The sequence below is a fragment of the Micromonospora sp. DT233 genome (assembly GCF_049841815.1).
Taxonomy (GTDB): domain Bacteria; phylum Actinomycetota; class Actinomycetes; order Mycobacteriales; family Micromonosporaceae; genus Micromonospora.
This window is the reverse complement of sequence record NZ_JBNCLB010000021.1, coordinates 1-17,722: the sequence shown is the minus strand read 5'-3', so window position 1 is coordinate 17,722 and position 17,722 is coordinate 1. Positions and strand designations below refer to the sequence as shown.

Annotated in this window: 13 protein-coding genes; 12 read left to right on the top strand and 1 reads right to left on the bottom strand. The window is 73.3% G+C overall.

Annotation, left to right across the window (positions count from 1 at the left end; genetic code table 11):
- Window positions 1-83: 83 nt before the first annotated feature.
- The 10 genes from ACLQ2V_RS27085 to ACLQ2V_RS27040 all read left to right on the top strand — a co-directional run bounded on the left by ACLQ2V_RS27085 (window position 84) and on the right by ACLQ2V_RS27040 (window position 12,600).
- Complete coding sequence (locus tag ACLQ2V_RS27085) at window positions 84-1,607, top strand: sugar ABC transporter ATP-binding protein (protein ID WP_425721413.1); 1,524 nt, start codon at window positions 84-86, stop codon at window positions 1,605-1,607.
- Window positions 1,604-2,665: an ABC transporter permease gene (locus ACLQ2V_RS27080; RefSeq protein ID WP_425721412.1), complete on the top strand. Its 1,062-nt coding sequence runs from the start codon at window positions 1,604-1,606 to the stop codon at window positions 2,663-2,665. Before ACLQ2V_RS27085 ends, ACLQ2V_RS27080 begins: the two co-directional genes overlap by 4 nt.
- Window positions 2,655-3,722 carry an ABC transporter permease gene (locus tag ACLQ2V_RS27075; RefSeq protein ID WP_425721411.1) on the top strand — a complete coding sequence of 356 codons (1,068 nt, stop codon included), beginning with the start codon at window positions 2,655-2,657 and terminating at the stop codon, window positions 3,720-3,722. Before ACLQ2V_RS27080 ends, ACLQ2V_RS27075 begins: the two co-directional genes overlap by 11 nt.
- A 31-nt stretch (window positions 3,723-3,753) precedes the next feature.
- Window positions 3,754-4,845 carry a rhamnose ABC transporter substrate-binding protein gene (rhaS, locus tag ACLQ2V_RS27070; RefSeq protein WP_425721410.1) on the top strand — a complete coding sequence of 364 codons (1,092 nt, stop codon included), beginning with the start codon at window positions 3,754-3,756 and terminating at the stop codon, window positions 4,843-4,845.
- Between the two features lie 78 nt (window positions 4,846-4,923).
- On the top strand, window positions 4,924-6,105 hold the full coding sequence (gene rhaI, locus ACLQ2V_RS27065) for an L-rhamnose isomerase (protein ID WP_425721409.1): 1,182 nt from the start codon (window positions 4,924-4,926) through the stop codon (window positions 6,103-6,105).
- Window positions 6,098-8,251: a bifunctional aldolase/short-chain dehydrogenase gene (locus tag ACLQ2V_RS27060; RefSeq protein WP_425721408.1), complete on the top strand. Its 2,154-nt coding sequence runs from the start codon at window positions 6,098-6,100 to the stop codon at window positions 8,249-8,251. The genes rhaI and ACLQ2V_RS27060 overlap by 8 nt, the downstream gene beginning before the upstream one ends.
- Window positions 8,252-8,316: 65 nt before the next feature.
- Window positions 8,317-9,756 carry a rhamnulokinase gene (locus tag ACLQ2V_RS27055; protein ID WP_425721407.1) on the top strand — a complete coding sequence of 480 codons (1,440 nt, stop codon included), beginning with the start codon at window positions 8,317-8,319 and terminating at the stop codon, window positions 9,754-9,756.
- A 2-nt stretch (window positions 9,757-9,758) separates the two neighbouring features.
- Entirely contained in the window at window positions 9,759-10,550 is a 792-nt protein-coding gene (locus ACLQ2V_RS27050) for a (Fe-S)-binding protein (protein ID WP_425721406.1), read from the top strand.
- A gap of 17 nt (window positions 10,551-10,567) precedes the next feature.
- Window positions 10,568-12,001, top strand: coding sequence for a LutB/LldF family L-lactate oxidation iron-sulfur protein (locus ACLQ2V_RS27045; RefSeq protein ID WP_425721440.1), 1,434 nt, complete (start codon window positions 10,568-10,570; stop codon window positions 11,999-12,001).
- Window positions 11,998-12,600 carry a LutC/YkgG family protein gene (locus ACLQ2V_RS27040; RefSeq protein ID WP_425721405.1) on the top strand — a complete coding sequence of 201 codons (603 nt, stop codon included), beginning with the start codon at window positions 11,998-12,000 and terminating at the stop codon, window positions 12,598-12,600. The genes ACLQ2V_RS27045 and ACLQ2V_RS27040 overlap by 4 nt, the downstream gene beginning before the upstream one ends.
- Before the next feature lie 55 nt (window positions 12,601-12,655).
- Here the strand turns inward: ACLQ2V_RS27040 and ACLQ2V_RS27035 are convergent, their stop codons facing one another.
- Window positions 12,656-15,019 carry an AbfB domain-containing protein gene (locus ACLQ2V_RS27035; protein WP_425721404.1) on the bottom strand — a complete coding sequence of 788 codons (2,364 nt, stop codon included), beginning with the start codon at window positions 15,017-15,019 and terminating at the stop codon, window positions 12,656-12,658.
- A gap of 283 nt (window positions 15,020-15,302) precedes the next feature.
- Here ACLQ2V_RS27035 and ACLQ2V_RS27030 point away from each other — a divergent pair, with 283 nt between their 5' ends.
- The gene (locus ACLQ2V_RS27030; RefSeq protein ID WP_425721403.1) at window positions 15,303-16,322 is read left to right on the top strand and encodes a LacI family DNA-binding transcriptional regulator; all 1,020 of its coding nucleotides are present in this window, start codon (window positions 15,303-15,305) and stop codon (window positions 16,320-16,322) included.
- Window positions 16,323-16,428: 106 nt separating this feature from the next.
- Window positions 16,429-17,073, top strand: a complete 645-nt coding sequence (locus ACLQ2V_RS27025; protein ID WP_425721402.1) for a LuxR C-terminal-related transcriptional regulator — start codon at window positions 16,429-16,431, stop codon at window positions 17,071-17,073.
- Window positions 17,074-17,722: the final 649 nt, after the last annotated feature.

The following is a 17,722-nucleotide window of genomic DNA, read 5'->3' as shown; positions in this document are numbered from 1 at the left end:
AAATCATCGAACCCCTTGACGCTCAAGAACGACTGCCCCTACGGTCCATGCACGAGGTATGAAACGATTCAGGAGGGGGTCGGATGACCGCCGACGCGCCCGGCCGGGACGGCGCCGCGCTGCTGGTGCTCGACGGCGTGACGAAGTCCTTTGGGGCCGTCGCCGCGCTGCGCGGGGTGCGCCTCGCGCTGCACCCCGGCGAGGCACACGCCCTGGTCGGTGAGAACGGGGCGGGCAAGTCCACCCTGGTCAAGATCCTGGCCGGCGCGCACCCGCCCGACTCCGGCACGATCACCATGGACGGTCGGCCGCTGCGGCTGCGCGACCCCGCCGACGCGCGGGCCGCCGGCATCGCGGTGATCCACCAGGAGCCGACGCTCTTCCCCGACCTCTCCGTGGCCGAGAACATCTTCATGGGCCGGCAACCGCTGCGCGGCCTGCGCCGCATCGACACCACAGCGATGCACCGCGACGCCGAGCGGCTCTTCGCCCGGCTGGGCGTGCGGATCGACCCGGCCCGCCCGGCCCGGGGGCTCTCCATCGCCGACCAGCAACTCGTCGAGATCGCCAAGGCGATCTCCTTCGACGCCCGGGTCCTGGTCATGGACGAGCCCACCGCCGCGCTCTCCGGGGTGGAGGTCGAACGGCTCTTCGCCGTCGCCCGGTCGCTCTGCGCGCGCGGCGCGGCGGTGCTGTTCATCTCGCACCGCTTCGACGAGGTCTTCGACCTGTGCCACCGGATCACCGTGCTGCGCGACGGCGCGTGGGTCTCCACCGACCCGGCCGCCGACGTGGGCGTCGAGGAGGTGGTGCGGCGGATGGTCGGCCGGGACGTCTCCGCGCTCTACCCCAAGCGGGCCGCCCGGCCGCGCGACACCCTGCTGGAGGTCCGTGGGCTGACCCGGGCGGGGGTCTTCACCGACGTGTCGTTCACAGTGCGGGGCGGGGAGATCGTCGCGCTCGCCGGGCTGGTCGGCGCCGGTCGCAGCGAGGTCGCCCGCGCCGTCTTCGGCGTCGACCGCTACGACGCCGGCGAGGTGCTGGTGGCCGGGCGGGCCGTCCCCGCCGGGCGGCCGGGCCGGGCCATCGCCGCCGGGATGGCGCTGGTCCCCGAGGACCGCCGGCAGCAAGGGCTGGTGATGGAGCTGTCGGTGCAGCGCAACGCCACCCTGGCCCGCCGCCGGGCGCTGAGCCGGCTGGGGCTGCTGCTCGGCGGCGCGGAACGCGCCGAGGCCCACACCTGGACCCGGCGGCTGCGGGTCAAGGCCGCCCGGCTGAGCGCGTCCGTGGCGACCCTGTCGGGCGGCAACCAGCAGAAGGTCGTGCTGGCCAAGTGGCTGGCCACCGAGCCCCGGGTGCTGATCGTCGACGAGCCGACCCGGGGCATCGACATCGGCACCAAGGCCGAGGTGCACCGGCTGCTGACGGAGCTGGCCGGCGAGGGGCTGGCCATCCTGATGATCAGCAGCGAGCTGCCCGAGGTGCTCGGCATGGCCGACCGGGTCCTGGTGATGCGCGAGGGGCGGCTGGTCCGCGAGCTGCCCCGCGCCGAGGCGGACGAGAACACCGTCATGCTCGCCGCCACCGGTCAGCGGGTGGGCGCATGAGCCGCACCGACACCGACGCGCCCGCGCCGCCCACCAAGGGCGCCCCGGCCGGCCCCGACCGGCAGCGCCGGAGGCTGGCCGAGCGGCTGCTGGCCGTACGCGAGCTGAGCCTGCTGCTCGCCCTCGGCGCGCTGGTCGCGGTGACCGTCGCGCGCAACGACCGCTTCCTCGGCGCGCAGAGCGTCAAGGACCTGCTGCTGGGCTGCGCGATCCTGGTGATCCTGGCGGTCGGCCAGACCCTCGTCATCGTCACCCGCAACGTCGACCTCTCGGTCGGCTCGATCCTGGGCCTGGTCGCCTTCGCCACCGGCTCGCTCTTCCTCGCCGCGCCCGGCACCCCGTGGCCGGTGGCGCTGGCCCTGGGCGTCGCGCTGGGCGCGCTCTGCGGGGCGGTCAACGGCGGCCTGATCGCGGTGGCCCGGGTGCCCGCCCTGGTCATCACCCTGGGCACCCTCTACGCCTTCCGCGGCATCGACTACCAGTGGGCGTCCGGCCGGCAGATCAACGCCGCCGACATGCCCGCGTCGTTCCTGCGGCTGGGCAACCAGACGGTGCTCGGCGTGCCCGTGCTCTTTCTCGTCGCGCTGGTCGTCGTCGCCGCCGTCGGGTTCTACCTGAGCTCCTACCGCAGCGGCCGGGAGCTCTACGCGATCGGCTCCGAGCCGGCCGCCGCCCGGCTCTCCGGCATCCCGGTGGGGCGGCGGGTCTTCGCCGTCTTCGTCGCCAACGGCGCCCTCGCCGGCCTCGCCGGGGTGCTCTACGCCGCCCGCTTCGGCACCCTCGACGCCGCCGCCGGCACCGGCCTGGAACTCCAGGTCGTCGCCGCCGCCGTGGTCGGCGGGGTGGCGATCTTCGGCGGGAGCGGCAGCGCCTGGGGCGCGGCCCTCGGCGCGGTGCTGTTGACCACGATCGGCAGCTCGCTGGCCGTGCTGCGCATCGACCCGTTCTGGCAGCAGGCCGTGGTCGGCGCGCTCATCCTCGCCGCCATCGGGCTGGACCGGCTGCTGGCCCTGCGGGTGGCGGCCCGCCTGCGATCAAGGAGCGCCCATGGCGCATGACAGCCTCTACGCCGCCCCGCCCACCGGCGACGCCGAGGCCGGGGTCGAGGCCGAGGCGGGCCCGCTGGCCACCCTGCGCGGGCTGCTGGCCTCCTGGGACGCGGTGATCATCGCCGCGCTCGCGGCGGCCGTGCTGGTCGCCGGCCTGACCGTGGAGAACTTCGCCACCGGCCGCAACGCGCAGTTCCTGCTGCTCGACCTGGTGCCGCTGGCGTTCCTCGCGCTGCCCATGACGCTCATCGTGATCACCGGCGAGATCGACCTCTCGGTGGCCAGCACGGTGGGGCTCTGCAGCACCCTGATGGGGCAGCTCTGGCTGACCAGCGGGCTGTCGCTGGAGCTGATCTGCGTCGTGGTGGTGCTGACCGGCGCGGCGCTCGGGGCGGTGAACGGCCTCTTCGTCACCGGCTTCGGGCTGCCGTCGCTGGCGGTCACCATCGGCACCCTGGCCCTCTACCGGGGGCTCTCCTTCGTGGTCCTCGGTGACCAGGCGGTGGCGGACTTCCCGGCCGACTGGACCGCCGCCGTGCTGCGCACCATCCCCGGCACCTCGGTCCCGGTGGTGCTGGTCGCGGTGCTGGCGCTCGCGGTCGCCTTCGGCGTCGTGCTGCACGCCACCGCCGCCGGTCGGGCGCTCTACGCCATGGGCAACAACGACCAGGCCGCCACCTTCACCGGCGTCTCGGTGGCCCGGACGAAGTTCTGGCTCTTCGTGGTCTCCGGCGCGGTCTGCGGACTGGTCGGCCTCTTCTGGACGCTGCGCTACGCCAGCGCCCGGGGCGACAACGCCACCGGGTTGGAGCTGACCGTGGTCACCGCCGTGCTGCTCGGCGGGGTCTCGATCTTCGGCGGTCGGGGCGCCCTGCCCGGCGTGCTGGCCGGCGTGCTGCTGCTCGGCGTGCTGCGCAACGCGCTGCAACTGGCCGACGTGGACGCCAACGCGCTGACCATCGTCACCGGCGGCCTGCTCATCGCCTCCGTGGTGCTACCCAACGCCGTCGCCGACGTCCGCGCCCGGCTGCATCGCCGCCGACAACGCCACCCCGTCGCCCCGTGACGCCCACCGCCCACCACCCACCTTCGAAAGGATGACGATGTCCTTGTACCGCAGAGGTCTCCGCGCCGGGGCCACCGGCCTCGCCCTCGCCGCACTGCTGTTCAGCGCCGCCTGCGGCGGCGGCACCACCCGCGACGACGCCGGCGGCAACGACACCGCCGGCGGCCAGGCCAGCGGCGCCGCGAACCCCGACGCCGCCCTGAAGGCGGGGCTGAAGATCGCCTTCCTGCCCAAGGCGCTGAACAACCCGTACTTCACCGTCTCCGACAACGGCGGCAAGGCGGCCATCGCCGAGTTCAAGGGCGAGTTCAAGGAGGTCGGCCCCTCCGAGGCCAGCGCCTCGTCCCAAGTCAGCTACATCAACACCCTCTCCCAGCAGGGCATGGACGTGATCGTCACGTCGGCCAACGACCCCAACGCCATCTGCGGGGCGCTCAACCAGGCGAAGGCGGCCGGCGCGAAGATCGTCACCTTCGACTCCGACACCAAGCCGGAGTGCCGGCAGATCTTCGTCAACCAGGTAACCGCCGAGGGCATCGCCGAGAACCAGGTCAAGCTCATCTCGCAGCAGATCGGCGGCGCGGGCGAGATCGCGATCCTCTCGGCCACCGCCAACGCGACCAACCAGAACGCCTGGATCGCGCTGATGAAGGAGGAGCTGAAGAAGCCCGAGTACAGCAAGATCAAGCTGGTCACCGTGGCGTACGGCAACGACGACGACCAGAAGTCCTTCCAGGAGACCCAGGGGCTGCTCCAGTCGTACCCGAACCTCAAGGGCATCGTCTCCCCGACCACCGTCGGCGTCGCGGCGGCCGGGCGCTACCTCAGCGGGTCGCAGTACAAGGGCAAGGTCAAGCTGACCGGCCTGGGCACCCCGAACCAGATGCGCCAGTACGTCAAGGACGGCACCGTCGACGCGTTCGCCCTCTGGAGCCCCGCCGACCTGGGCTACCTCGCGGCGTACGCCGGGGCGGCGCTGGCCTCCGGCCAGATCACCGGCGCCGAGGGCGACAAGTTCACCGCCGGCAAGCTCGGCGAGTACACCGTCGGCAAGGACGGGGTGGTCGTCCTCGGCCCGCCCACCGTCTTCGACAAGAACAACATCGACCAGTTCCAGTTCTGAGGCGCATCCCCGGCCGGTGCCGCGCGTCGGCGTGGCACCGACCGGGGGAACTGCCCACCGCAGAGACGGGAGAACCCCATGACGCAGCCCGACGCGCAGACCCTCCAGCGAGTCAGGTCGGCCCTGCGCGCCCAGCGCATCGAGACCCCGTCCTGGGCGTACGCCAACTCCGGCACCCGGTTCAAGGTCTTCCCGCAGCAGGGCGTGCCGCGCAACCCGTACGAGAAGATCGCCGACGCGGCGGTGGTGCACCGGCTCACCGGCGTCGCGCCGACGGTGGCCCTGCACATCCCGTGGGACCGGGTCGACGACTACACCGACCTGGCCGCGTACGCCACCGACCGGGGGGTCACGCTCGGCGCGATCAACGCCAACGTCTTCCAGGACGACGACTACAAGCTCGGCAGCGTCACCAACCCCGACCCGGGGGTGCGCCGCAAGGCCATCGACCACCTGCTCGACTGCGTGGACATCATGGACCGCACGGGCTCGCGCGACCTGAAGCTCTGGTTCTCCGACGGCATCAACTACCCAGGCCAGGACGACCTGCGCGCCCGGCAGGACCGGCTCACGGTGGCGCTGCGCGAGACGTACGACCGGCTCGGCGACGACCAGCGGCTGCTGCTGGAGTACAAGCTCTTCGAACCGGCCTTCTACGCCACCGACGTGCCGGACTGGGGCACCGCGTACGCGCACTGTCTGGAGTTGGGGCCGAAGGCGCAGGTCGTCATCGACACCGGGCACCACGCCCCGGGCACGAACATCGAGTTCATCGTGGCGTTCCTGCTGCGCGCCGGCAAGCTCGGCGCGTTCGACTTCAACTCCCGCTTCTACGCCGACGACGACCTGATGGTCGGCGCCGCCGACCCGTTCCAGCTCTTCCGGATCATGCACGAGATCGTGCGGGCCGACGCGCTGGACCCGGCCGCCGGGATCGCCTTCATGCTCGACCAGTGCCACAACATCGAGCCGAAGATCCCGGCGATCATCCGCTCGGTGCTCAACGTGCAGGAGGCCACGGCGAAGGCGCTGCTGGTCGACCCGGTGGCGCTCGCCGCCGCGCAGCGCGCCGGCGACGTGCTCGGCGCGAACGCGGTGCTGATGGACGCGTACCACACCGACGTGCGGCCGCTGCTCGCCGAGCACCGCGCCGAGGCGGGCCTGGACCCGGACCCGATGGCCGCGTACGCCCGCTCCGGCTACTTCGACCGGATCCGGGTCGAGCGCGCCGGCGGCCAGCAGGCCGGCTGGGGTGCCTGAGCGCCGCCGCCGGCACGGGGCCCCGGCCCCCGCCGCCGGGGCGCCCGACCACCACCGAAGAAACGCAGACGAAGGCGTGAGGACGATGCACTCCGAGGTTCAGGCGCTGATCGCGCGCAGTAACCGGCTCGGCGCCGACCCGAGCACGACGAACTACGCCGGGGGGAACACCTCCGCCAAGGGCGAGCAGACCGACCCGGTCACCGGCGGCCCCGTCGACCTGCTCTGGGTCAAGGGCTCCGGCGGCGACCTGGGCACCCTCACCGAGGCCGGCCTGGCGGCGCTGCGGCTGGACCGGCTGCGCGCCCTCGTCGACGTCTACCCCGGGGTGGAGCGCGAGGACGAGATGGTCGGCGCGTTCGACTACTGCCTGCACGGCCGGGGCGGGGCCGCGCCCTCCATCGACACCGCCATGCACGCCCTGGTCGACGCGCCGCACGTGGACCACCTGCACCCCGACGCCGGCATCGCGATCGCCGCCGCCGCCGACGGGCCCGCGCTGACCGAGGAGATCTTCGGCGACCGGGTGCTCTGGGTGCCGTGGCGTCGTCCCGGCTTCCAGCTCGGCCTGGACATCGCGGCGGTGGCGCGGGCCAACCCGCAGGCGATCGGCGTGATCCTCGGCGGGCACGGCATCACCGCCTGGGGCGCGACCAGCGAGGAGTGCGAACGGCACTCGTTGGAGATCATCCGGGGCGCGCAGGCGTACCTCGATTCGCGGGGGCGGGCCGAGCCGTTCGGCCCGGTCGTCGACGGCTACCGGCCGCTGCCCGCCGAGCAGCGGCGACGCCGGGCGGCGGCGCTCTTCCCGGTGCTGCGCGGGCTGGCCTCCACCGACCGGCCGCAGGTCGGCCACTTCACCGACGACGACGTGGTGCTGGACTTCCTGGCCCGGGAGAGGCACCCGGCGCTGGCCGCCCTCGGCACCTCCTGCCCCGACCACTTCCTGCGCACCAAGGTCCGCCCGCTGGTGCTGGACCTGCCGCCCACCGCCGGGCTCGACGACACGATCGCCCGCCTGAGCGAGCTGCACGCCGCCTACCGCGACGATTACCGCGCCTACTACGCCCGGCACGCCGGCCCGGCCAGCCCGCCGATGCGCGGCGCCGACCCGGCCGTGGTGCTGGTGCCGGGGGTGGGCATGTTCAGCTTCGGGGCCGACAAGCAGACCGCCCGCGTCGCCGGGGAGTTCTACGTCAACGCCGTCAACGTGATGCGCGGCGCGGAGTCGGTGTCGCGGTACGCGCCGATCGACGAGGCCGAGAAGTTCCGGATCGAGTACTGGGCCCTGGAGGAGGCGAAGCTGCGCCGCCGGCCGAAGCCGAAGGCCCTCGCCACCCGGATCGCCTTCGTCACCGGCGGCGGCTCCGGCATCGGCCGGGCCGTCGCCCACCGGCTCGCCGCCGAGGGGGCCTGCGTGGTGGTCGCCGACCGCGACGCCGAGGCCGCCGCCACGGTCGCGGCCGAGATCGGCGCCGCCGCCGGCGTCGCGCAGCCTGGCACCGCCGACGTGGCGGTCGCCGTCGCCGCCGACGTCAGCGACGGCGACGCCGTGGCCGCCGCCCTGCGCCAGGCGGTGCTGGCCTTCGGCGGGGTCGACCTGGTGGTCAACAACGCCGGGCTGTCGCTGTCGAGGTCGCTGCTGGAGACCACCGAGGCGGACTGGGACCTGCAGCACGACGTGATGGCCAAGGGTTCCTTCCTGGTCTCCCGGGAGGCCGCGCGGGTGCTGCTGGCGCAGGGGATGGGCGGGGACATCGTCTACATCTCCAGCAAGAACTCGATCTTCGCCGGCCCGAACAACGTGGCCTACGGCGCGGCAAAGGCCGACCAGGCCCACCAGGTGCGGCTGCTCGCCGCCGAGCTCGGCGGCCACGGCATCCGGGTCAACGGCGTCAACCCCGACGGGGTGGTGCGCGGCTCCGGCATCTTCGCCGGCGGGTGGGGCGCCCAGCGGGCCGCCGTCTACGGCGTGCCGGAGGCCGAGCTCGGCGAGTTCTACGCCCAGCGCACCCTGCTCAAACGCGAGGTGCTGCCGGAGCACGTGGCCAACGCGGTCTTCGTGCTCACCGGCGGGGAGCTGTCGCACACCACGGGCCTGCACGTCCCGGTGGACGCCGGTGTCGCCGCGGCCTTCCTGCGCTGAGCCGGGCCGAGGCGACGATGCGGGGGCAACGGTGACGAGGGGGCGACGGTGACGAGGGGGCGACGGTGAGCGGGGCGGCCCGCGTCGCCGCCGTGGACCTGGGCGCGTCCAGCGGCCGGGTGATGGTGGCGGAGGTCGCGCCGGGGCGGCTGGAACTGACCTCGGCGCACCGGTTCGGCAACGAGCCGGTGCGGGTGGCGGGCACCCTGCACTGGGACATCCTGGCCCTGTACCGGGGCGTCCTCGACGGCCTGCGCGCCGCCGGGGAGGTCGCCGGCATCGGCGTCGACACCTGGGCGGTGGACTACGGGCTGCTCGACGCCACGGGCGCGCTGCTGGGCAACCCGGTGCACTACCGCGACGGGCGCACCGACGGCGTCGGCGACCGGGTGGCCGGGCGGCTGGGCGCGCAGCGCCTCTACGCCACCACCGGGCTGCAACACCTGCCGTTCAACACCCTGTACCAGCTCGTCGCCGCCGCCGGCACGCCGCAACTGGAGTCGGCGCACCGCCTGCTGCTGATCCCGGACCTGATCGCGTACTGGCTCACCGGTGAGCTCGGCGCCGAGGTCACCAACGCCTCCACCACCCAGCTCTACGACCCGCGCCGCCGCGCCTGGGCGACCGACCTGATGGCCGACGCGGGCATCCGCGCCGAACTCTTCGCGCCGCTGCGCGAGCCGGGCACCCGCATCGGCCCGGTGCTGCCCTCGGTGGGGCTGCCCGGCGACCCGGCGGTGCTGGCGGTCGGCTCGCACGACACCGCGTCGGCGGTGGTGGGGGTGCCGGCGGCGGGCGAGCACTTCGCCTACATCTCCTGCGGCACCTGGTCCCTGGTCGGCGTCGAGCTGGCCGCCCCGGTGCTCGGCGAGGCCAGCCGGCGGGCCAACTTCACCAACGAGTCCGGCGTGGACGGCACGATCCGTTACCTGCGCAACGTGATGGGGCTGTGGCCGCTGCAGGAGTCGCTGCGCGCCTGGGGCGCCGTCGAGCTGACCGACCTGCTCCGGCGGGCCGCCGGGGAGCCGGCCCTGGGCGCGGTGGTGGATTTGGACGACCCCGCGTTCCTGCCCCCCGGCGACATGCCCGCGCGCCTCGCGGACGCCTGCCGTCGGGCCGGCGAGCCGGTGCCGGCCACCCCGGCGGCCACGGTCCGCTGCATCCTCGACAGCCTGGCGCTGGCCCATCACCGCGCCGTGGCGCAGGCGCAGCGGCTCACCGGCCGGCACGTCGACGCCGTGCACGTCGTCGGCGGCGGGGCCCGCAACGCGCTGCTGTGCCAGCTCACCGCCGACGCCTGCGCCCTGCCGGTGCTCGCCGGGCCGATCGAGGCCACCGCGCTGGGTAACGTGCTGGTGCAGGCCCGCGCCCTCGGTGTCGTCGGCGGCGACCTGCCGGCGCTGCGGGCCCTGCTGCGCCGGACCCAACAGGTCGTGCGGTACGAGCCGCGCGGCACCGCCCCGGCGTGGCGGGCCGCCGCCCGACGCCTCGGATGGGAGGACTGAGGATGCGCATAGCCCTCTTCGTCACCTGCCTGGCCGACACCCTCTTCCCCGAGGCGGCCAAGGCCACGGTGCGGCTGCTGGAACGGCTCGGTCATCAGGTCGTCTTCCCCGCCGAGCAGACCTGCTGCGGGCAGCTGCACGTCAACACCGGCTATCCGGACGAGGCGCTGCGGCTGGTGCGCCGGCACGTGCGGACCTTCGCGCCGTACGACGTGGTGGTGGCCCCGTCGGGCTCCTGCGTCGGCTCGGTGCGCCACCAGCACGCCACGGTGGCCCGCGCCGCCGGTGACGAGCGGCTGGCCAGCCGCGCCGAGGAGGTGGCCCGGCACACCTACGAGCTCTCGGAGCTGCTCGTCGACGTGCTCGGGGTGACCGACGTGGGCGCGTTCTACCCGCACCGGGTGACGTACCACCCGACCTGCCACTCGCTGCGGATGATCCGGGTGGGGGAGAAGCCGCTGCGGCTGCTGCGCGAGGTCCGGGGCCTGGACCTGGTGGAGCTGCCGCAGGCCGAGCAGTGCTGCGGCTTCGGCGGCACCTTCGCCCTGAAGAACGCCGACACCTCCACGGCGATGCTGGCCGACAAGATGCGCCACGTGCTGGCCACCGGGGCCGACGTCTGCACCGCCGGGGACGCCTCCTGCCTGCTGCACATCGGCGGCGGCCTGTCCCGGTTGCGGGCCGGGGTGCGCACCGTGCACCTGGCGGAGATCCTGGCCAGCACCGAGTCCGCCGCCGGCCCGGTCGGGCGGGCAGCCGGTGGGCCGGTCGGGCGGGCGGGGGTGACGGCGTGAGCGAGACCTTCCTCGGTATGCCGGCCACCGCGCCGCGCGGCGTCGGGCAGCTGCGCGGCGACGAGCCCTTCCCGGTGGCCGCCCGGCGCGGCCTGGCCGACGCCCAACTGCGCCGCAACCTCGGCCACGCCACGGCCACGATCCGGGCCAAGTCGGCGGCGGTGATCGACGAGGTCCCCGACTGGCAGGAGCTGCGCGCCGCCGGCTCGGCGATCAAGACCGACGTGCTGGCCCGCCTGCCCGAGCTGCTGGAGCAGCTGGAGACGGCGGTCACCGCCGCCGGGGGCACCGTGCACTGGGCCGCCGATGCCGTCGAGGCCAACCGGATCGTCACCGAGCTGGTCCGGGCCACCGGCGCGGAGCGGGTGATGAAGGTCAAGTCGATGGCCACCCAGGAGATCGGGCTCAACGAGGCGCTGGAGGCGGCCGGCGTCGAACCGGTGGAGACCGACCTCGCCGAGCTGATCGTGCAGCTCGGGCGGGACCGGCCCAGCCACATCCTGGTGCCCGCGATCCACCGCAACCGGGCGGAGATCCGGGAGATCTTCCTGCGCGAGATGCCCGGCGTCGACCCGGCGCTGACCGACGAGCCGGCGGCGCTGGCCGCCGCCGCCCGCCGGCACCTGCGCCGCACGTTCCTCAGCACCCGGGTCGCCGTCTCCGGGGCGAACTTCGCGGTGGCCGAGACCGGCACCCTCGCCGTGGTCGAGTCCGAGGGCAACGGCCGGATGTGCCTCACCCTCCCGCAGACCCTGATCACCGTCATGGGGATCGAGAAGGTGATCCCCACCTGGGCCGACCTCGAGGTGTTCCTGCAACTGCTGCCCCGGGCCTCCACCGGGGAGCGGATGAACCCGTACACCTCGATGTGGACCGGGGTCACCCCCGGCGACGGGCCGCAGGAGGTGCACCTGGTGCTGCTGGACAACGGCCGCAGCGCGGTGCTCGCCGACGAGGTGGGCCGCCAGGCGCTGCACTGCATCCGCTGCTCGGCCTGCCTGAACGTCTGCCCGGTCTACGAGCGCGTCGGCGGGCACGCGTACGGCTCGGTCTATCCCGGGCCGATCGGCGCGGTGCTCTCGCCGCAGTTGACCGGGGTGGGCGACAACGCGTCGCTGCCCTTCGCCTCCTCGCTCTGCGGGGCCTGCTTCGACGCCTGCCCGGTGATGATCGACATCCCGTCGATCCTGGTGCACCTGCGCGCCCGGCAGGTCGCCGCGTACCGCAGCGAGCACCGGCTGCCGAGCGCCGAGGCGGTCGCGATGGCCGCCGCCGCGTACACCATGGATCACCGCAGGCTGTACGAGGCCGCGCAGCGCGCCGCGCGGGGCGCCCGCCTCGCCGGCCGGAGCGGGCGGGGCCTGCCCCCGCCGCTGAGCGGCTGGACCATCGGGCGGGACCTGCCGCAGCCGCCGCCGCAGACCTTCCGGGAATGGTGGGCGCGACGATGAGCTCCCGTGCGCTGATCCTCGGCCGGCTGCGCGCCGCGCTCGGCCCCAACCCGGCCGCCCCCGCCGAGGTGGCGCGGGACTACCACCGGGGCGGCGGCGTCGTGGATCTCGAGGTCCTGGTGCACCGGCTCACCGACTACCGGGCCACCGTGCACCTCTGTTGCGACGGCGAGGTGGCGCAGGTCGTCGACGCGGTGCTCGGCGGCCGGCGGGTCGTGGTCCCGCCGGGGTTGCCCCGGCACTGGCTGCCCGAGACCGTCGAGGCGCTGGTCGACGACGGCCTGTCGGCCGAGCAGGTGGACGGGGCCGACGGGGTGGTCACGGCGGCGGCGGTGGCCGTCGCCGAGACCGGCACCGTCGTGCTCGACGCGGGCCCGGAGCAGGGGCGGCGGCTCATCACGCTCCTGCCCGACGTGCACGTCTGCGTGCTGCGCGCCGAGCAGGTCGTCGCCGGGGTGCCGGACGCCGTGGCGCGGCTCGACCCGCACCGCCCGCTCACCTGGATCAGCGGGCCCTCCGCCACCAGCGACATCGAGCTCAACCGGGTCGAGGGCGTGCACGGCCCCCGGAACCTGCACGTGGTGATCGTGATCTGCTGAGGCCGGTCGGCGCGCGGGGTCGGCCGGGGTCGGCCGGCCCCGCCACGTCGATGCGTCAGGGCGCCCAGGGGGTGGTGACGTTCCAGGTGCTGTCGGCGGCCCAGTAGGCGGGCGTGTTCCACGCCTGCCCGCCGGCGCCGTTGCTCAGCCAGACCTGGGCGTCGTAGTGGCGCAGGAACTTCCCCCGGAAGTTGTACGACTCCAGGGAGACGCCGCTGCCGGTGAGCCCGACCCGGGCGCACCAGGTGGCGTCGGCGCGCATCAGCGCCGTGCCGTCGTTGGGCGAGTTGCGGACCCGGGAGTCGGCGTGGCGCAGGTACTGGCCGGGGAAGTTGACCGACTCGAACGAGTAGCAGGCGGCGTCGGCCAGCCCCCGGCGGACGGTGTAGGTGGCGTCCTGCTTGAGCAGCGCCGGGCTGCCCGCGTCGACCACCTCGGTGTAGGCCAGGCTGTCCTGGTGGCGCAGGTAGCGGTTGGTGTAGCCGGGGGTGGTCACCTGGAACGACCGCCGGGTGTCCAGCGGCAGCGCGACGGGCGTCGCGCCGCCCGCCGTCCTCGAGGCGGCGATCAACGCGAGGTTGGCGGCGCGGACCCGCGCCTCGTCCATCTTGACCACCTGACGGTCGTAGGTCAGGAAGCCGTTGAGCTCGCCTTCGAGGTCGGTGATCTCGGTGTAGATCGAGACGCTGAGCCCCTTGCCGAGCATGAGGTTCTGCGCGCCCTGGACCAGGCCGACGTACCGGTCGGTGAGGGTGGTGCGGTTGGTCTGCCACTCGTAGGCGAAGAACTCGCCGCTGGGGCTCCACTCGTGGCCGGGGGTGTGCAGGCCCAGGCCGCCGAACTCACCGAGCACCGCCACCCGGGTCGCCGAGGGCGACGGCGAGTCGGGGCCCAGGTAGACGTGCCAGTCGTCGATGTCGCCGTTGCCGGGGTTGCCGAGCGACTGGCAGCAGTTGTAGCCGCTGTGCGGGTTGAGCAGCCGGGTGGGGTCCTGGTCCTTGATGTTCTGGGCGACCCGCCGGGTGTCGTCGAGGGCGCGCTCCCCCCAACCCTCGTTGTACGCCGTGTAGGCCACCACGGCGGGCGAGCTGCGGTGCTCGTCGACGATCTCGCGCGCCTCGGCCTCGAACTGCGCCTGCTGGGCGTTGGTCGGGTCGACGTTCTGGGCGGTCAGCGAGGGGATGTCCTGCCAGACCAGGAGGCCGAGCCGGTCGGCGTGGTAGAACCAGCGCTGCGGTTCGACCTTGATGTGCTTGCGCACCATGTTGAAGCCGAGGTCCTTGTGTTTCTGCAGGTCGAAGGCGAGGGCGGCGTCGGTCGGGGCGGTGTAGACCCCGTCCGGCCAGTAGCCCTGGTCCAGGGTGCCGACCTGGAAGACGAACTGACCGTTGAGCTTCGGGCGCAGCACGCCGTCGACCAGCCCGGTGCTGATCTCCCGCATCCCGAAGTAGTGCATGGTCCGGTCGACCTGCGCGCCCTGGCCGTTGCGCAGGGTGACCCGCAGGTTGTAGAGGAACGGGTCGTCGGGTGACCAGCGGCGGGCGTTGGGCACCGGGACGCTGAACTCGGTGAAGCCGCCGGTGGCGGAGCCGACCACGGTGGTGCCGTTGAGCGCCTCGGCCCGGACGCTGTGCCCGGTGACGGTGCCCCGGGTGGAGACCCGCACCCGCAGGGTGTTGGTGGCCAGGTTGGGGTAGACGTCGACGCTGCTGATCGAGGCGGTGGGGACCGGCTCCAGCCAGACGGTCTGCCAGATGCCGGAGCTGGGGGTGTAGAAGATGCCGCTGGGCTGCTTGGTCTGCTTGCCGATGGGCGGCAGGCTGCCGTTCTGCCGGGTGTCGGTGGGGTCCCAGACCTTGACCACGATCTCGTTGGCCCCGGCCCGCAGGTACGGGGTGACGTCGAAGCTGAAGGCGTCGTAGCCGCCCGTGTGCTGGCCGGCCCGGGTGCCGTTGACCCAGACGGTGCTCTGCCAGTCGACCGCGCCGAAGTGCAGCAGGGTGCGCCGCCCGGCCCAGTTCGTCGGCACGGTGACGGTGCGGCGGTAGAAGAGGTAGTTGCGGTTGTCGTTCGCGGCGCGGTGCACCCCGGAGAGCGCGCTCTCGACCGGGAAGGGCACGTTGACCCGCTCGGGCAGGTCGGTGCCGAACTGCGGGGCGTCGTCGGTGGCGGACTGCCGCAGTTGCCACTCGCCGTTGAGGTTGAGCCAGTCGGCGCGGGTCATCTGCGGGCGCGGGTACTCCGGCAGCGGCGTGCCGACCAGCGCCTGGCTGGTCCACGGGGTGGTCAGGGGCGGGGGCTTGGCGGGCGCGGCCTGGGCCGGGGCGCTCGGGCCGGTCGGTGCGGCGAGCACGCCGAGGACCAGGGCGAGGGTGAGCAGGAGGCTGCGATGGCGGCGGATGGTGGCCTGACGAGTCATGCCGTCTCCAGAGGGACGAGTCGCCGGGGAGGCGGGGGAACGGGCTCCCGGCGCTGGTGGTGGGCGTGGGCGGTCGCTCGACTTGGGACGGACGCCGGTGGTGGCTGCGTCGGACGACGACGGTGCCGCATTGACAGTCGACCGGCTCCCTATAACGTTATAGAGGTACGGCGGACGTCCCGTCAATCACTGTATGTCGATGTATTTTCCGAACCGCGCCGATCGGCGCCTCGGTGGGACCCGCCGCACGGCAGCGCCCGAACGACTCCGGAGGAAGCGGCGCATGGTCGTCAGCCTGAAGGACATCGCCGCCCGCGCCGGTGTCTCCCTGGCCACGGTCTCCAACGTGGTCAACGGGTACCGCCCGGTGGGCGAGCAGACCCGCCGGCGCGTCCAGCGGGCGATCGACGAGTTGGGCTACAGCCCCAACCTCAGCGCCCGGCACCTGCGCCGGGGCCGCACCGGGCTGATCGCCCTGGCCGTCCCGGAGCTGAACAACCCGTACTTCGCGGAGCTGGCCGAGGTGGCCATCCGGCAGGCCGCCGAGCTGGGCTACACGCTGCTGATGGAGAACACCGCCGCCGACCGGGCCACGGAGCTGGCGCTGCTGCGCGACGCGCAGCGCCACCCCATCGACGGCCTGATCCTCAGCCCGGTACGGGTCGGCCGGGCCGAGGTGCTGGCCCGCACCGCCGACACCCCGCTGGTGCTCATCGGCGAGGGCGTCTACGACGTGCCGCACGACCACATCGCCATCGACAACGTCGCCGCCAGCCGGACCGCCGTGGCACACCTGATCGCGCTCGGCCGGCGGCGGATCGCGTTCATCGGGGCGTCGCCCGGCGACGACCGGCACTCGGCGCAGTTGCGGCTGCGCGGTTACCGCGAGGCGCTCTCGGCGGCCGGCCTGCCGGCGTACCCGCAGCTCGTCGCGCCCACCGAGCGGTTCGGCCGGCGCGACGGCCGGCGGGCGATGGCCGGGCTGCTCGCCCTCGACGAGCCGCCGGACGCGGTGCTCGGCTACAACGACCTCGTCGCCATCGGCGCGCTGCGCGCGCTGACCGAGGCCGGCCGCCGCGCGCCCGACGACGTCGCCCTGATCGGCATCGACGACATCGAGGAGGGGCGCTTCAGCTCCCCGACGCTGAGCACCGTCGCGCCGGACAAGGACGAGATCGGCCGGCTGGCGGTGCGGCGCCTGGTGGCCCGGATCGAGGGCGGGGAAGTTCCCGATCCCTTCACCGTGCAGACGCCGTTCGTCCTCGTCCCGAGGGAGAGCACCGGGCCTGCCGGCGGCGGCTGACCCGCCACGTCCTCGCCCGCCAGGACGGCGTTCGCCCTACGGCCGGGGCCGCAACCGGTTGTGCGATGATGCGCCCGCCGGTGTCCAGCTATTACGGAGGGTAAACGTGCGGGTCGTTTTGGGTGAGGATTCGGCCCTGCTTCGTGACGGTCTCGTGCGCCTGCTGGAGGCCTCCGGATTCCAGGTCGTGGCCTGCGTGGACAACGGGCCGGACGTCAAGGCGGCGCTGATCGAGCATCGCCCCGAGGTCGCCGTAGTCGACGTCCGGATGCCGCCGAACCACACCGACGACGGGCTGCGGGCGGCCATCGAGGCCCGCGCCGTCGTGCCACGGCTGCCGGTGCTCGTGCTCTCGCAGTTCGTCGAGCCGCTCTACGCGCGTGAGCTCCTCTCCGACGGCGAGGGTGCCGTCGGCTACCTGCTCAAGGACCGGGTCCTCGACGTCGCGCAGTTCATCGAGGCCGTCCGGCGGGTGGCTGCCGGCGGCACCGCGATGGACCCGGAGGTGATCGCCGAGCTGCTGACCGGTCGGTCGCGGGAACGCTCCCTGGAGTCGTTGAGCCCGCGCGAGCGGGAGGTCCTCGGGCTGATGGCCGAGGGGCGATCCAACAGTGCCATCGCCGCCCGGATGTTCGTCTCCGAGAAGGCCGTGGCCAAGCACATCAACAACATCTTCATCAAGCTGGGCCTGCACCTCTCCGGCAGCGACAACCGGCGGGTGCTCGCCGTCCTCGCCTACCTCGGCAGCTGACACCGGCGGCGTGCGGCCGTGGCTCGGGGCCCGCGCCCTGGTCAGCCCTACCCGTCGGTAGGACCGTCGGGATGGCCGCGCGCGCTGGATCGCTGATCAACTATGGACGAACGGTTGATCTAGCCGATCGCCGTCGGCCCTGAGCTGCGCCAACGGCGGTCGAGTGGGGATTCGGGTGCCGGAAATCGTCGGTATTGAGGATTCCGGACCATGGCCGACGCTGGGGTTTTGACCAGGAAGGGTCGCGCGGTCTGGACCTTCCGGGCTACTGTCCGGGCTCAGGTGACCAGAATTACACGGGGGCGGGTCAGTGATCGTGATTGAGGCAGCTCGCTCTGCGGCGGAGCCTTCCAAGTAGGCGCAACCGTTCGAGCTCGGCGCACAAACATAGCTCCAAGCAAGTATGCAAATTGGGGTCCAGGTCGCTGGATCGGCTGTCGCGGCGGTAGTTGCCGCTCGCCGGTCGTGCCCTTGCCGGATCTGCGGTGCCGGGCGGTTCGAAAAGCATCCGGTCGATCGACACTTTTTCGTGGTCGCAACACGGTCCCGGCATGTCCATGCCGGGACCGGATTCTAACAACTCCTAACTCTTTGAGTGTTGGAGTCGGCGCCAGCAGATGATGGCGCAGGCGAGGGTGAGGAAGGCTTC

Bases quoted from the DNA above. Each gene is read 5' to 3' on its own strand.
- ACLQ2V_RS27085 (WP_425721413.1), top strand. From the start codon at position 84: ATGACCGCCGACGCGCCCGGCCGGGACGGCGCCGCGCTGCTGGTGCTC.
- ACLQ2V_RS27080 (WP_425721412.1), top strand. From the start codon at position 1,604: ATGAGCCGCACCGACACCGACGCGCCCGCGCCGCCCACCAAGGGCGCC.
- ACLQ2V_RS27075 (WP_425721411.1), top strand. From the start codon at position 2,655: ATGGCGCATGACAGCCTCTACGCCGCCCCGCCCACCGGCGACGCCGAG.
- rhaS (WP_425721410.1), top strand. From the start codon at position 3,754: ATGACGATGTCCTTGTACCGCAGAGGTCTCCGCGCCGGGGCCACCGGC.
- rhaI (WP_425721409.1), top strand. From the start codon at position 4,924: ATGACGCAGCCCGACGCGCAGACCCTCCAGCGAGTCAGGTCGGCCCTG.
- ACLQ2V_RS27050 (WP_425721406.1), top strand. From the start codon at position 9,759: ATGCGCATAGCCCTCTTCGTCACCTGCCTGGCCGACACCCTCTTCCCC.
- ACLQ2V_RS27045 (WP_425721440.1), top strand. From the start codon at position 10,568: ATGCCGGCCACCGCGCCGCGCGGCGTCGGGCAGCTGCGCGGCGACGAG.
- ACLQ2V_RS27040 (WP_425721405.1), top strand. From the start codon at position 11,998: ATGAGCTCCCGTGCGCTGATCCTCGGCCGGCTGCGCGCCGCGCTCGGC.
- ACLQ2V_RS27035 (WP_425721404.1), bottom strand. From the start codon at position 15,019: ATGACTCGTCAGGCCACCATCCGCCGCCATCGCAGCCTCCTGCTCACC.
- ACLQ2V_RS27030 (WP_425721403.1), top strand. From the start codon at position 15,303: ATGGTCGTCAGCCTGAAGGACATCGCCGCCCGCGCCGGTGTCTCCCTG.